Origin of the sequence: Cognatilysobacter lacus, from assembly GCF_008274655.1 — a bacterium.
GTDB lineage: Bacteria > Pseudomonadota > Gammaproteobacteria > Xanthomonadales > Xanthomonadaceae > Cognatilysobacter > Cognatilysobacter lacus.
This window is the reverse complement of sequence record NZ_VTRV01000078.1, coordinates 1-12,930: the sequence shown is the minus strand read 5'-3', so window position 1 is coordinate 12,930 and position 12,930 is coordinate 1. Positions and strand designations below refer to the sequence as shown.

15 protein-coding genes and 1 pseudogene are annotated in these 12,930 nt (G+C 68.8%); 7 read left to right on the top strand and 9 right to left on the bottom strand.

The features are described from left to right. Positions 1-562: 4'-phosphopantetheinyl transferase family protein (locus FW784_RS08450; protein ID WP_149352906.1), on the top strand; the 562-nt coding region annotated here is incomplete at its 5' end. Here FW784_RS08450 and rsmG read toward each other — a convergent pair. Further along, positions 507-1,157 (bottom strand): 16S rRNA (guanine(527)-N(7))-methyltransferase RsmG, encoded by a 651-nt coding sequence (gene rsmG / locus FW784_RS08445; RefSeq protein WP_149352905.1) that lies wholly within the window; start codon positions 1,155-1,157, stop codon positions 507-509. The two genes, FW784_RS08450 and rsmG, sit on opposite strands and share 56 nt — an antisense overlap. A gap of 164 nt (positions 1,158-1,321) precedes the next feature. Between rsmG and FW784_RS08440 the strand changes: the two genes are divergently transcribed. The 6 genes from FW784_RS08440 (at position 1,322) to rpmG (ending at position 5,111) form a co-directional block, all read left to right on the top strand. Continuing rightward, positions 1,322-2,128, top strand: a complete 807-nt coding sequence (locus tag FW784_RS08440) for a ParA family protein (protein ID WP_149352904.1) — start codon at positions 1,322-1,324, stop codon at positions 2,126-2,128. Continuing rightward, positions 2,125-3,042 carry a ParB/RepB/Spo0J family partition protein gene (locus tag FW784_RS08435; protein ID WP_149352903.1) on the top strand — a complete coding sequence of 306 codons (918 nt, stop codon included), beginning with the start codon at positions 2,125-2,127 and terminating at the stop codon, positions 3,040-3,042. The genes FW784_RS08440 and FW784_RS08435 overlap by 4 nt, the downstream gene beginning before the upstream one ends. 190 nt (positions 3,043-3,232) lie before the next feature. Further along, the gene (locus FW784_RS08430; RefSeq protein ID WP_149352902.1) at positions 3,233-3,958 is read left to right on the top strand and encodes a glycosyltransferase family 2 protein; all 726 of its coding nucleotides are present in this window, start codon (positions 3,233-3,235) and stop codon (positions 3,956-3,958) included. A gap of 12 nt (positions 3,959-3,970) precedes the next feature. Further along, positions 3,971-4,315: a lipid-A-disaccharide synthase N-terminal domain-containing protein gene (locus tag FW784_RS08425; RefSeq protein WP_149352908.1), complete on the top strand. Its 345-nt coding sequence runs from the start codon at positions 3,971-3,973 to the stop codon at positions 4,313-4,315. A 381-nt stretch (positions 4,316-4,696) separates the two neighbouring features. Next, a complete protein-coding gene (rpmB, locus tag FW784_RS08420) occupies positions 4,697-4,933 on the top strand; it encodes a 50S ribosomal protein L28 (RefSeq protein WP_027082327.1) in 237 nt (78 codons plus the stop codon). Positions 4,934-4,946: 13 nt separating this feature from the next. Then, on the top strand, positions 4,947-5,111 hold the full coding sequence (rpmG, locus tag FW784_RS08415; RefSeq protein ID WP_036137644.1) for a 50S ribosomal protein L33: 165 nt from the start codon (positions 4,947-4,949) through the stop codon (positions 5,109-5,111). Positions 5,112-5,222: 111 nt separating this feature from the next. Here rpmG and FW784_RS08410 read toward each other — a convergent pair whose 3' ends face one another. The 8 genes and pseudogenes from FW784_RS08410 to FW784_RS14365 all read right to left on the bottom strand — a co-directional run. Beyond that, on the bottom strand, positions 5,223-5,480 hold the full coding sequence (locus tag FW784_RS08410) for a hypothetical protein (protein ID WP_149352901.1): 258 nt from the start codon (positions 5,478-5,480) through the stop codon (positions 5,223-5,225). A gap of 95 nt (positions 5,481-5,575) precedes the next feature. After that, on the bottom strand, positions 5,576-7,384 hold the full coding sequence (locus tag FW784_RS08405) for a sensor domain-containing diguanylate cyclase (RefSeq protein WP_187770739.1): 1,809 nt from the start codon (positions 7,382-7,384) through the stop codon (positions 5,576-5,578). Between the two features lie 58 nt (positions 7,385-7,442). Further along, positions 7,443-7,715: a hypothetical protein gene (locus FW784_RS08400; RefSeq protein ID WP_149352899.1), complete on the bottom strand. Its 273-nt coding sequence runs from the start codon at positions 7,713-7,715 to the stop codon at positions 7,443-7,445. Further along, positions 7,703-8,560, bottom strand: a complete 858-nt coding sequence (locus tag FW784_RS08395) for an SAM-dependent methyltransferase (protein WP_187770738.1) — start codon at positions 8,558-8,560, stop codon at positions 7,703-7,705. Before FW784_RS08395 ends, FW784_RS08400 begins: the two co-directional genes overlap by 13 nt. 30 nt (positions 8,561-8,590) lie before the next feature. Then, entirely contained in the window at positions 8,591-9,127 is a 537-nt protein-coding gene (locus tag FW784_RS08390; protein WP_187770737.1) for a GNAT family N-acetyltransferase, read from the bottom strand. Positions 9,128-9,148: 21 nt separating this feature from the next. Beyond that, the gene (acs, locus tag FW784_RS08385; RefSeq protein ID WP_149352897.1) at positions 9,149-11,101 is read right to left on the bottom strand and encodes an acetate--CoA ligase; all 1,953 of its coding nucleotides are present in this window, start codon (positions 11,099-11,101) and stop codon (positions 9,149-9,151) included. Positions 11,102-11,206: 105 nt separating this feature from the next. Next, positions 11,207-12,580: an erythromycin esterase family protein gene (locus FW784_RS08380; RefSeq protein WP_149352896.1), complete on the bottom strand. Its 1,374-nt coding sequence runs from the start codon at positions 12,578-12,580 to the stop codon at positions 11,207-11,209. Positions 12,581-12,679: 99 nt separating this feature from the next. After that, a pseudogene (locus FW784_RS14365) lies at positions 12,680-12,930 on the bottom strand (hypothetical protein); the annotation flags it as partial.

Here is a 12,930-nt window from a genome sequence, read left to right as displayed (position 1 = left end):
CGGGTGGTTGGCCGCCACGCTGGGCGTCGGCGACGCGCGGATCGGCTTCGAACGCAGCGAATTCGGCCGCCCGGCACTGCGCCTGGACGGCCGGGCCACCGCGTTCGACTGCAACTGGAGCCACAGCGGCAACCGACTCGCGATCGCGCTGGGCGACGGCGTGCAGGTAGGCATCGACATCGAACGGCCGCGGCCGCGACCCCGCGCGCTCGAACTGGCGCACCGCTATTTCACGAGCGCCGAGGCCGACGGGCTGGCCGACATCGACGCGCCCGAACAGGCCCGCGCTTTCCTGCGCCTTTGGTGCGCGAAGGAGGCCGTGCTGAAGGCGCATGGCCGTGGCCTGGCGTTCGGCCTGGATCGCCTGCGCTTCGATGGTATCGAGGGCACGCCGCGCCTGGTGGCGGCCGACGCGATGCTGGGAGCCGTCGGAACCTGGACGGTCGAAGCGCTGGACGCCGAGGACCTGGTCGGGATGGTGGCGTGGCGGGCACTGCGCAGCGGGATCAACCCCGGCCCACCACAACCAGATGCCGCTCCGCCTGCAGGCCCGGCACCGTGAGCGGGTGGCTTTCCCGCAGCGTCCAGCCGGCCGGCAGCTGCGCGACCTCGTCGGCCGGGTACGTGCCCTTCATCGCCAGCAGCACGCCGTCGTCCGAAAGCAGGTGCCCACCGAGCTCGATGATCAGCGGAAGGGTCGCCAGCGCCCGGGCGGTGATCGCGGCATAGGCACCGGGCTCGTCCAGGGTCTCGATGCGCGATTCGGCCACCCGTACGTCGGCCAGCCCGAGTTCCCGGATCGCCTGCCGCATGAAGCGCGCCTTCTTGCCCGCGCTTTCCACCAGCGTTACCCGCAGCCCCGGCTTGACGAGCGCGAGCGGGATCCCGGGGAGGCCCGCACCGGTTCCAAGATCGGCCAACGCGCCGCCAACGTCGACCAATGAATCGACATAAGTGTGCATCGCCAGCGAATCGAGCAGGTGTTTGGTCACCATCTCGAGCGGGTCGCGGATGGCGGTGAGGTTGTAGGCCGCGTTCCAGCGCAACAGGAGCGCAAGGTAGGCCAGCAGCCGCGGCGCATGCGACGGGTCGAGCGCGAGGCCCTCGAGCCCGGACTCGAGCATCGGACGAAGGTCGGGGGGCAGATCGGTGGCCATCGGGACAGTATGACCGGCGCTGCCGCCGCGATCCGGGGTCGCATGGTGCGGGCCGGGCGCGGGTATCCTTGCCGACCCGGACCTGCTGCCGATCGACCGTCGCTTCGCCGACGGTGGCCTGCCCGACTCCGCGTCATCCGTCCACCGTCAGGGGAACGAGCCGAATGGCCCGCATCATCGCGATCGCCAACCAGAAAGGCGGCGTCGGCAAGACGACCACGGCCGTGAACCTCGCCGCCGGGCTGGCGCGCGTGCCGCAGAAGGTGCTGCTGGTCGACCTCGACCCCCAGGGCAACGCGACCATGGGCTCGGGCGTGAACAAGCGCGAGATCGGAGCGTCGATCACCGAGGTGCTGCTGGGCGAGTCGGACGCGAAGAGCGCGATCCTGCGAACCGCCGAGGACTTCGACCTGCTGCCCGGCAATATCGATCTCACCGCCGCCGAGATCCAGCTCATGGACCGCGGCGAGCGCGAGCACCAGCTCAAGCGCGTGCTGGAACCGCTGCGCGCCGATTACGACTTCATCCTGATCGACTGCCCGCCGGCATTGAGCCTGCTCACACTCAACGCGCTCACCGCCGCCGATTCGGTGATCGTGCCGATGCAGTGCGAGTACTACGCGCTCGAAGGCATCAGCGCGCTGGTCGACACCATCGAGGCGATCCGCGGCCGGCTCAATCCCAACCTCGAGATCGAAGGCGTGCTGCGCACCATGTTCGACGTGCGCAACAACCTCGCCAACGCGGTGTCGGCCGAACTCATCACCCATTTCGGCGACAAGGTGTTCCGCACCATCGTGCCGCGCAACGTGCGTCTGGCCGAAGCGCCGAGCCACGGCCAGTCGATCGTCGGTTACGACCGCGCCAGCCGGGGCGGCGTCGCATACCTCGGCCTTGCCGGCGAAGTGGTGCGTCGAACCAAGGAACGCGAACAGGCCGCCCGGAAAGCGACGAAGGAGGCGGCGGCATGAGCACGGCGAAGAAGCGCGGCCTGGGTCGCGGGCTGGAAGCATTGCTGGGCCCGAAGGCCGCGGCGGAAGCGCCGCAGATCGTCGAGGCGCAGCCGGGTGACCAGCTGCGGCACCTGCCGGTCGATGCATTGGTGGCGGGCAAATACCAGCCGCGCCGCCACTGGGACGAGGGCAAGCTCAACGAACTCGCCGAATCGATCCGCGCGCAGGGCGTGATCCAGCCGATCGTGGTGCGCGAGATCCGCGACCACGGCGGCAAGACGTTCGAGATCATCGCGGGCGAACGCCGCTGGCGCGCGTCGAAGATTGCCGGCCTCGCGGAGATCCCGGTGGTGGTGCGCGAGGTCGACGACCGCACCGTCGTCGCGATGGCGCTGATCGAGAACATCCAGCGCGAAGACCTGAATCCGCTTGAAGAAGCGCAGGCGCTGCAGCGGCTGATCGACGAGTTCGACCTGACGCACGCGCAGGCCGCCGAAGCCGTGGGTCGTTCCCGTGCCGCGGTGTCGAACCTGCTGCGACTGCTCGAGCTTCCGCCTGAAATCCGCGTGCTGGTCGAGACGCGCGGCATCGAGATGGGCCACGCTCGCGCACTTCTACCGTTGCAGCCGCAGGCGGCGATCGCGCTGGCCAAACAGGCCGCGGACCAGGGCTGGTCGGTGCGCGAGGTCGAGCATCGCGTGCAGCAGTTGATGGCCGGGCAGGTACCGGGTGCGGCGGCGAAGGCGCGCGCGGCGAAAGCCAAGCCGCAGGCCGACATCGTGGCGCTTGAACGCGAACTCGCGGAAGCACTGGGCACCAAGGTCAGCGTGTTGAACGGGCGCGGCAACAAGGGAAGGCTCGTGATCCACTACAGCGACCTTGAATCCCTGGACGGCGTGCTCGAACGCTTGCGAGGCCAGCGCGAGGAGTAGGGACGCGCTGTCCGTCGGCCGCGGTGCGCCTCGCACCCAGCGGGTCGATGACTGCCATCCTGTGCCGTCGTACCGCCGCACCATGGTCCGGCACCTGCCTGCGGGGCCGCCGACGATCGGCGACAATGCCGCCGCAACGGGCGCCACGCCCGGCCGTATGGAAACGGCAGTCGCCTCCACCGAGATCTCCATGACGCCAGCCCTGCCGCTCTCCGTCGTCGTTCCCGTCTACAACGAGGAAGGCAACGTCGCGCCGCTAGTGCGCGAGATCATCAAGGCGCTGCGCGGCGTCATCGACTTCGAGATCGTGTACGTCGACGACTGTTCGAAGGACGGGACCGTCGCCGCGCTGCAGGCGCTGAAGACGGAGGCGCCCGAGCTGCGCATCGTCCGCCACGTGACCAACAGCGGGCAGAGCACCGCGACGCGCAACGGCGTGCGCGCGGCGCGCGGCGCCTGGATCGCCACGCTCGATGGTGACGGCCAGAACGATCCGGCGGACATCCCGAACCTGCTGCAGAAGCGCGCGGCGTCGGCGCACGACGTGAAGCTGTTCGCGGGCTGGCGCGTGCAGCGCAAGGACACCGGCAGCAAGCGCTGGGCATCGAAGATCGCCAACGCGATCCGTTCGCGCATGCTGCGCGATTCCACGCCTGACACCGGCTGCGGCATCAAGCTGTTCGAGCGCGAGGCCTTCCTCGAGCTGCCGTACTTCGACCACATGCATCGCTACCTGCCCGCGCTCATGCAGCGCGCCGGCTGGACGACCGTGAGCGTGCCGGTGAACCACCGCGCCCGCGGCACCGGCGTGAGCAAGTACAACAACCTCAACCGCGCGCTGGTCGGCATCAGCGACCTGCGCGGCGTGTCGTGGCTGATCAAGCGATCGCGCATCACGCGCATCGAGGAGCTGTAGCGGGTGGTCGTGATGCACGATTTCATGAACACGCCGCTGTCCTGGCTCGCGTGGACCGGGCTGCATGCTTCGCCCTGGAAACTCATCGGCTGGCTCGGCGCCGGCATGTTCAGCCTGCGCTGGCTGGTGCAGATCGTCGCTTCGCGTCGCGCCGGCAAGCCGACCATCCCGCGCCTGTTCTGGTACATGAGCGTGCTCGGCAGCCTGATGTCGCTGAGCTACTTCATCTTTTCGCAGAAGCAGGATTCGGTCGGCGTACTGCAGAACTTCTTCCCCGCGTTCACCTCGATGTACAGCCTTTACCTCGACATCAAGCTGCGCGGCTGGAAGCGCGACCGGCTGCCGGCGACGGGCTGAGACCGCAGACGGCCTGCGATCAAGCGCGTGGCGGAGCCGGGCCGCGCATTCCGGTGCCCACTGCGGACGGAAAGGCCGACAGACGGCTCGTTCGGGCCGCGGGAGGTCCACACAGCCCGGGCCTGCGCCGCGACCGATCAGGCGTCGAGGCGCTATTGGCCGTAAGTGCTTGCCCGCAAAGGGATCCGCCGCCATAATGCGCGGCTCGCTGCGTCCGCCGGCCCAGGCCGTACCCGGACGTCCACCGGAAAGCGCGTTTTCCGGCACCTGCGATCGCCCGCCCAGCGGGTCCCGCCCGTATCGCGCGATGCCCGGATATCCGGACGTCGGGGCCGCCGCCTCCCTGGCCAAGGGAAGCACAACAACCTTTCGAGGTGCGCAATGTCAAAAGTCTGCCAGGTGACCGGCAAGCGTACGGTGTCGGGGAACAACGTTTCCCACGCCAACAACAAGACCAAACGCCGCTTCATGCCGAACCTCCACGAGCGCCGCTTCTGGGTCGCGTCGGAGAACCGCTGGATCAAGCTGCGTATTTCCGCCAATGCCCTGCGCACCATCGACAAGAACGGCATCGACGCCGTGCTCGCCGATCTTCGCGCCCGCGGCGAAAAGATCTGAGGAGTAGACGACGATGGCTTCCAAGCGCGACAAGATCCGCCTGATTTCCTCCGCCGGCACCGGTCATTTCTATACGACCGACAAGAACAAGAAGAACACCCCCGGCAAGATGGAAATCAAGAAATACGACCCGGTAGTGCGCAAGCACGTGCCGTACAAGGAAGGCAAGATCAAGTAAGCCGACCGGCCGAACGACCGACCTTCGCGAAAAACCCGCCTTCCGGCGGGTTTTTTTTGCGCGCGAGCCACAGCAACCCGCGCAGGGTGCGCGCTGCGCCCTTGTACACCATCAGTGCTTGCGTGGGCCCTTGCGGCGCTCGGCGAACTCCGGAAGCACCTTTTCCACCGGGCCGAGTGGCGCGACACCCAACCGCAGGCCGGCCGCGCCCAGGGCGCTCTTGACCTCGTGGAACGTTGCCCACTCCGGCATGTCGCGCAATGCGCTTTCGACCAGTGCCAGGTCGCCGGTCTGCTTGCAGGTGCGGAAATAATCGATGAGGTCGGCGGTCGATCGTAGATAGTCTGCGATGCGTCGGCTCTCGTCCATGGCGGCCTCCGGGTCGGGTGCCGTCCAACGCTACGCCGGCCATGTGGTGACGGCGTTGACGCCTGCGTTGGCGCGGCCACCGTCGCGCGGGGCGGTCAGTACTGCCCGAGCATCGCGTCCGCGTTGCGCCGATCGAGCAGAACCGGCTGACCCGGCGCCGGGACCGGCGGCGGCTCGTACAGCGTGACCCGATTGCGGCCGCCGACCTTCGAGCGGTACATGGCCGCGTCGGCATGCGCGATGAGCGCCTCGTACTCGTACCCCGCCTGGCGTGTGCCTACAACGCCGATGCTCGCAGCAACCGGCAACGCGCAGCCGCAGCTGCCCGCGTCAATGGCCTCGATCGCACGACGGCATGCCTCCGCGATGCCGAGCGCGTGGTGCACCTCGCAGTCGACCAGCGTCATCGCGAACTCCTCGCCACCGATGCGCCCGAACAGGTCGCCGTCCCGGACATGCAGCCGCCCCACCCGCGCGACCTCGCGCAGCACCCAGTCGCCCGCCGAGTGGCCGCACTGGTCGTTGATCTGCTTGAAGTGGTCGAGGTCGAACAGCAGCACCGCGACCGCGCGCTGGCGCTGCGCGCACGACGCGAGCGCGGCTTCGGAACCGGCGCGGAAATGCCGGCGATTGGACAGGCCGGTAAGCCCGTCCGTCTCGGCCAGGTGCCGCAACGAGCCGTGCGTGCGCCGCGCGCGCCAGCCCCAGTACGAGAGCGAGGCGACCAGCACCAGCAGCAGCGCCAGCGCCAGGCGGAAATTCCACGACGAGCGCTGCGCGACTTCCTGTTGCAGTCGCAGCACCTGATTCTGGTTGCTCAGCAGCGCGATCGACTGGTTCTTCTGCTTGAGCTCATGCCGGCTCAGCTGGAAGGCGTATTCGCGCGCCTTGACGTCGTCGAGGCGGGCTTTGTCAGCCTCCGCGTACAGCCGGTACTCCTCGAGGGCGCGCGCGTAGTCATGCTGGCGCAGCGCGACCTCGTACAGCACGTGGTGCGCGTTGACGTTCGGCAGCCAGCGAAGATCCTGGCCCTTGATGGCGGCCACCCGTCGCGCGGCGGCTTCCGCACCTGCGATATCGCCGCTGCGCAGGCGGTAGTCCGCAATCTGGCTTTCGGTCTCGCCGATCAGGCGGGTGTAACCGGTGGCCCTCACCTCGGGCAACGAGGCTTCGAGCAGTGCGATGGCCTGGTTGACCTTGCCGCTTTGCGCCCAGCGCTCGGCGAGCGTGTTGCGGATCAGGTTGACCGGGATGGTTTCCTTGATCGACGCGCATTGCGTGATCGCGGACTGGATATCGCGTTCCTCGTCAAAGGGTGCGCCGAGCCCCTGCAGCGCGCGCGTGCGGATCTGCTCGCCAATGCACAGGTTGCGGGGATCCGGTTGCTCGCGCAGCAGCGCGGTGACGCTTTCCAGCGCGAGTGCGTACTGGCCGTATTCGTTGTAAAGCCCGCCGGCGACGATGAACCCCATCCGGCGCAGATCAGGATCCTGCACCTGCGGCTGCAGCGCCATCGCCTGCTCGAGGTATCGAAGGCCAAGCGTGAAATCGCGAGTGACCGCGGCGACGTTCGCCACCAGCAGGCCCGCGCGGTATTTCAGCTGGAGGTCATGCGCCTGGTCGAACAACGCCACCGCGTCGCCGATCGCGACTTCGTACTGGCCTTTGAGCGCGTGCTGGTAGTCGACCAGCAGCCGCAGATGCTCGAGCTCGGCCGCGGTGGCCCGGGAACGCTCGGACTGGAGCTGCGTCAAAAGCCGGTTGAAGCGCGCCGGGTCCTTGCTGCGCACGGCGTCCGCCGCGTCGAGGCGCTTGGAGAACGGCGAGGCGAACGCCAACGCCGGCGCGAGCAGCACGAGGGCTGCCACCGACGTCAACGCGCCACGCAAACCTCCGGCTGCCATCGCTGCTCCGCTATCCGGGCGACGCCCGGCGTCCAGCCGGGCGGCCCAGCATAAACCCTCAGTCGGGCGACCACCCCGCCTCGTCCTGCTCATCGGGGTGCCGCTCGTCGTCCGGGTCGCGTTCCTGCGCGGGCTCCTCTTCCTCCGGTACCGCGATCATGCAGGCGAAGGTGACGGGCCGACCGAGCGCCGCGGCCAGCGCGACCGGATCGCGTTCGAGTACGGCGGCGCGTGCAAGGGGTTCGATCGACGACAGGATGTCCCCGTAACCGGGGCGTGTCTCGGCAAGTGGATCGGTGGCGAGGGTTTCGAGCAGCTTCAGGACGGACATGCGGCTTCCTCGTGCAGGTTGGATGGTGCGGGACGTTCGCCTGCACGCAGTTCGGCTTCGAGCTGCGCGAGGCGGGCGAGAACGGCGGGGTCCGGGCGCATGGCGCGCGCCGGCGGGATGACGAGCGTGGAGGCCATCCGCAGGTCGGCGCCCGGCAGCGCCGACAGCGGCAGGCGCTCGATGCGCGGCGCGGCGATCGGCAACGTCGCTGCTTCGTAGACGATGACTTCGTGGTCAGCGGGATAGTCGCGGCCAAGGCGCTCGACGAGCAGGCGACGGTGCGCCGCGCCCGTGGAAAAGCGCCGGCAGCTGCGGTCCCCGACGATGCCCACCTGCCACAGCACCAGCAGTGCCGACGGATCGATGCACCGGCTATAGAACAGGAACTGGCTGGCTTCGAAATGCTGGCAGCCGACACGGCCGGGATCGAGGCCGAGGTCGGCGTAGAGGCAGTCCTCCGCCGATACAGCGGCTTCCATGCACGCCTGGAACCCTTCGGCCCGCGCCAGGGCGATCGCGTCGTGCGGCACCGTGGCGAACACGCCCGGATGGCCGTAGAACGCCGCGCATACGCGCGCGCCACTGCGAACCGCATCGAGCACGGCGGCGGTCATCCGCCTGTAGGTCTCGCGGCGCGACGTGCCTTCGGCATAGAAGACCTGCAGGCTGCGCGCATCGGGCCGCATGCCGAACAGCCAGAGTTCGACGACGGGATCGGACGCCGCCACGAAGACGACGTCGGCATGTTCGATATGGCTACGCGCGCGCGGCCCGAGATGTGCCCCGAGCATCATCCCGATACCCACGCAGGCCAGGCTGCCCGGCCTGTCGGCGGCCATGCTCATGCGGTCGCTCCCCTTGACGACCGGGCAACCCTAGTCCTCCCGGGGGCTGCTGCCAACTGCCGCGCGTCCGGCCGTCCGATCCCTCCTCCAGCGACGCCGGCCGGACGTCGGGGCGGCCTGCGCGCGGAAACCGAGCGGCAGAAGCAGGCCGTCGATGGCCCGCGCGTGCCCGTCATCAGCGCGCTCGGCGTCGATAAAGGAGAGATCAAGGTTGTCCAGCGCATACGGCACGAGTACTTCGAACGCTTCCCGCGCAATGCCCGAACGGTGGTGCCGCGCATCCAGCATCACGCCGATTTCGGCGCCGTCGTCGTGACGGTGGAGCGCGATGATTCCGATCGCCTCGCCGCCCGCTGCGCGAATCTCGACAACCCAGTAGTGATAACGGGGCGCGTCGCCACCCACGCGCGCGAGTACTGCATCGAACGCGCGATCTGATGCCGACGCGGTAAGCGGCGACGCGATCTCGCGCATCACCACCGGGTCGGTGTACAGGCTTCGATGCAGCGCGCGATCGCCAGCGTCGAGCGGTCGCAGGTGAAGCCGCGGCGTCGTCAGCAGCGCCATGTTCATCGCGTTACCCGACGCTCACTCGTCGCGGCGCGCACCGTCGACCAGCGAATCGACGACGCCCGGATCCGCCAGCGTGGAGGTATCGCCGAGCTGGTGGGCTGCTCCCTCCGCGATCTTGCGCAGGATGCGACGCATGATCTTGCCCGAGCGCGTCTTGGGCAGCGCCGGCGCCCACTGGATCCGGTCCGGCGTGGCGATCGGGCCGATCGCGCGCCGCACGGCCTGCACGAGCTCCGCGCGCAGGGCGTCGTCGGGTTCGCGGTCGGTGACCAGGGTGACGTAGGCATGGATGCCCTGGCCCTTGATGTCGTGCGGATAACCGACCACCGCGGCCTCGGCGACATGCGGATGCGCGACCAGCGCGCTTTCGACTTCCGCGGTACCGATGCGATGGCCGCTGACGTTGATGACGTCGTCGACGCGGCCGGTGATCCAGTAATAGCCATCGGCATCGCGACGGCATCCGTCACCGGTGAAGTACATGCCGGGATACGCCGAGAAGTACGTCTCGATGAAGCGCGCATGGTCGTTGTAAAGCGTGCGCATCTGGCCCGGCCACGAATCGAGCAGCACCAGGTTGCCCTGCGCCTCGCCGTCGAGCAGCGCGCCTTCGGCATCGACGAGTGCGGGCTGCACGCCCGGCAGCGGCAGCGTCGCCGAGCCCGGCTTCAACGCGGTCGCGCCCGGCAGCGGTGCGATCAGGATGCCGCCGGTTTCGGTCTGCCACCAGGTATCGACGACGGGGCAGCGCGCACCGCCGACAACGTCGTGGTACCAGCGCCATGCCTCGGGATTGATCGGTTCGCCGACCGTTCCCAGCAGCCGTAGCGAAGCGCGCGACGTGCGCTTCACCGGCGTGTCGCCCTCGCGCATCAGCGCGCGGATCGCCGTGGGCGCGGTGTAGAAGAGGGTGACGCGATGGCGATCGATCACGTTCCAGAACCGCGATGCATCCGGGAAGTTCGGCACGCCTTCGAACACCACCTGAGTCGCCCCGTTCGCCAGCGGGCCATAGACGATGTAGCTGTGCCCGGTGATCCAGCCGACGTCGGCGGTACACCAGTAGACGTCGTCGTCGCGCAGGTCGAACACGGCCTCGTGCGTCCACGATGCCCAAGCGAGGTATCCGCCCGTCGTGTGCAGCACGCCCTTGGGTTTGCCCGTGCTGCCCGAGGTGTAGAGGATGAAGAGCGGATCCTCGGCCCCCATGTGCTCGGGCTCGCAGGTATCGGGCTGTATGTCGGTGACCGCATGGAACCAGCGGTCGCGCGGCATCTGCATGTCGATGCCGGCGCCGGTGTGGCGCACCACCAGCACCGTCTCGACCGAGTGCGTACCGGGCATCTTCAGCGCGGCATCGACATTGGCCTTGAGCGGAATGCGCTTGCCACCGCGCAGGCCTTCGTCCGCGGTGATGACCAGCTTGCTCGCGCAGTCGGCGATGCGGTCGGCGATCGACTGCGGCGCGAAGCCGCCGAACACCACCGAATGCACCGCACCGATGCGCGCGCACGCCAGCATCGCGACCACCGCGTCGACGATCATCGGCAGGTAGACGGTGACGCGGTCGCCGCGACGCACGCCGAGGTTGCGCAGCGCATTGCCGAGCCGGCAGACGCGCGCGTGCAACTCGCCATAGGTGACGTGCTGTGCCGGCGTCGCGGGGTCGTCCGCCTCGAAGATAAGCGCCACCTTGTCGCCGCGCGTGGCGAGGTGGCGGTCGAGGCAGTTCACGCACGCATTGAGCACGCCGTCGGCATACCAGCGGATGCGGAAGTCGTCGCGGTCGAAACTGCTGTCCTTCAGCTGCGTGGGCGCGCGATCCCAGTCCAGCCGATCGGCGAGGCGTCGCCAGAACGCATCCGGATCACGCGTGGCTTCGTCATGCAGCGCATCGCGCGTGGCGCGGTCGATACGCGCGGCAGCGGCGAATGTGGGCGGTACCGGGACGATCTCTGACGTGGACATGCAGGACTCCTCGCGAATGCCGCGAGTGTGCCGCAGTGACGGTGACGCTTGCAGGGGCGGTACCGCACGCAAGCGCGGCGCGCGGCCGTCCGGCCATGGCGACGCTCAGACGCCGAAAGGATAAGTCTCCGGAACGTCGTCGGAGCGGGGCCCGTCCATGGCCTCGACCGCGCGCGTCTCGTCGAACCAGACGTAGGCGTCGAACTGCGCCGGAAGCGAAACCTCGGAGTAGTGGCTCCAGCGTTCGGTCTCGGGCCGGTAGATCACGCCGATGAAGCGTTCCAGCCGCTCGGTGGCCAGCTCGCTGCGCAGCGATTCGTCGCCGCCGCGCAGGTGCAGCACGCCGCAGGGCTCGCCGGCGTCATGCAGGAGCCGCTCGACGCTGCCGTCCATCGAGGGGCGCACCTGCATCACGCGCATGGAACCGTCCCAGTCGCTGGCAGCAGCGACGGTGCCGGTGTGCGTCCCGAAGCCGATCAACGCCGCGTCGCGGCCGAAGCGCTCGCGGCAGAGCTGGCCGAGGTTGAGCTCGCCGCGCTGCCGACCCATGTCGGTGAAGCGCGCATCGCCGATATGCGAGTTATGGGCCCAGACCACGGCGCGCGCGGACTCGCCGTGCGCTCGGAGTACCTGCACCAGCGTCTCGGCCATGTGGCGGTCGCGCACGTTCCAGGACTCGGCCGCGCCGCGGTACATCGCACGGTAGTAGTGCTCGGCGTTGGCCACCAAGCGCGCGTTCTGTTCCGCCTCGAACCCGTCGGCGCCGTCGCGAAGCGCGAACTGCACGCGCTTTTCCAGCATGTCGCGCAGCATGGCCAGTACCGGCGCTTCGCACCGCGCGTAGCCGTAAGTGATCGCGGCAAGTCCGTAGTGCGCGGGATCCTTCGCCCACGGCGTCAGGCAGCCGTAGCGCTGGCGGGCCACCACTGCCGCCTCCGGATCGTGTTCGTCGAGGTAGTCGATCACCGCTCGCATCGAGGCATTGAGGCTGTAAAGGTCGAGGCCGAAGAAGCCCGCGCGATCCTGTGCGGCGCGACGCTCGTTGAAGCGGCGCATCCAGCGGAACAGTGCGGCGGCCTCGGTGTTCCGCCACATCCACGTCGGGAAGCGCGTGAACGGCGGCTCGGCGTCGGGATTGGGCTGGCGGTGGCGCACATGCCGGTCGATGACCGCCGCGTCGGGCCAATCCGCTTCCACTGCGACGATGCGGAAACCGTGGCGCTCCACGAGCCGCCGGGTAATGGCCGCCCGTGCGCGATAGAACTCGGACGTGCCGTGGCTCGCTTCGCCGAGCAGCACCACGCGGCAGTCCGCGTAGCGGTCGAAGGCTTCGGCGAACGCGGGGTCTTCGATGTCGGGTAGCGGTTCGATGGCGTCGCGGATGCGCGCTGGCAGGCCGGGCCTGGGGGGCCGCGCCCGGGCGCGGGCTGGTGGCGGCGGCGAGCGCGACTCGGAAGTCTCGTCGGCGTGTCGATGCATGGGAGTGCCCTCCACCAGCGATGCTCCGCCCCGCGATGTTGCGTGCGCATCAACACGACCGCGCAATCGGCGATGTCGAAGTGCCAGCGGCCGGCTGCGCTACCGGCGCGACGTCGTGCTGGCGCCCGGATCGTCGAACAAGCGGGCGTAGTCCGCGAGCGCACGGTCGATGGCGTCGACCGGCGCCAGGTCGCCCGGCGATTCGCGCAGCGCGCGGTCGGCGCCCAGGATCGTCAGCAGCAGCGTGTGCATCGACGCATCGGCGTCCGGTGCGAGCCGACACGCGTGGAACACCTGGGCCACTCGCGTGTCCAGGTGATCGGCCAGCGCGCGCACCTGCGCCGGCCCCA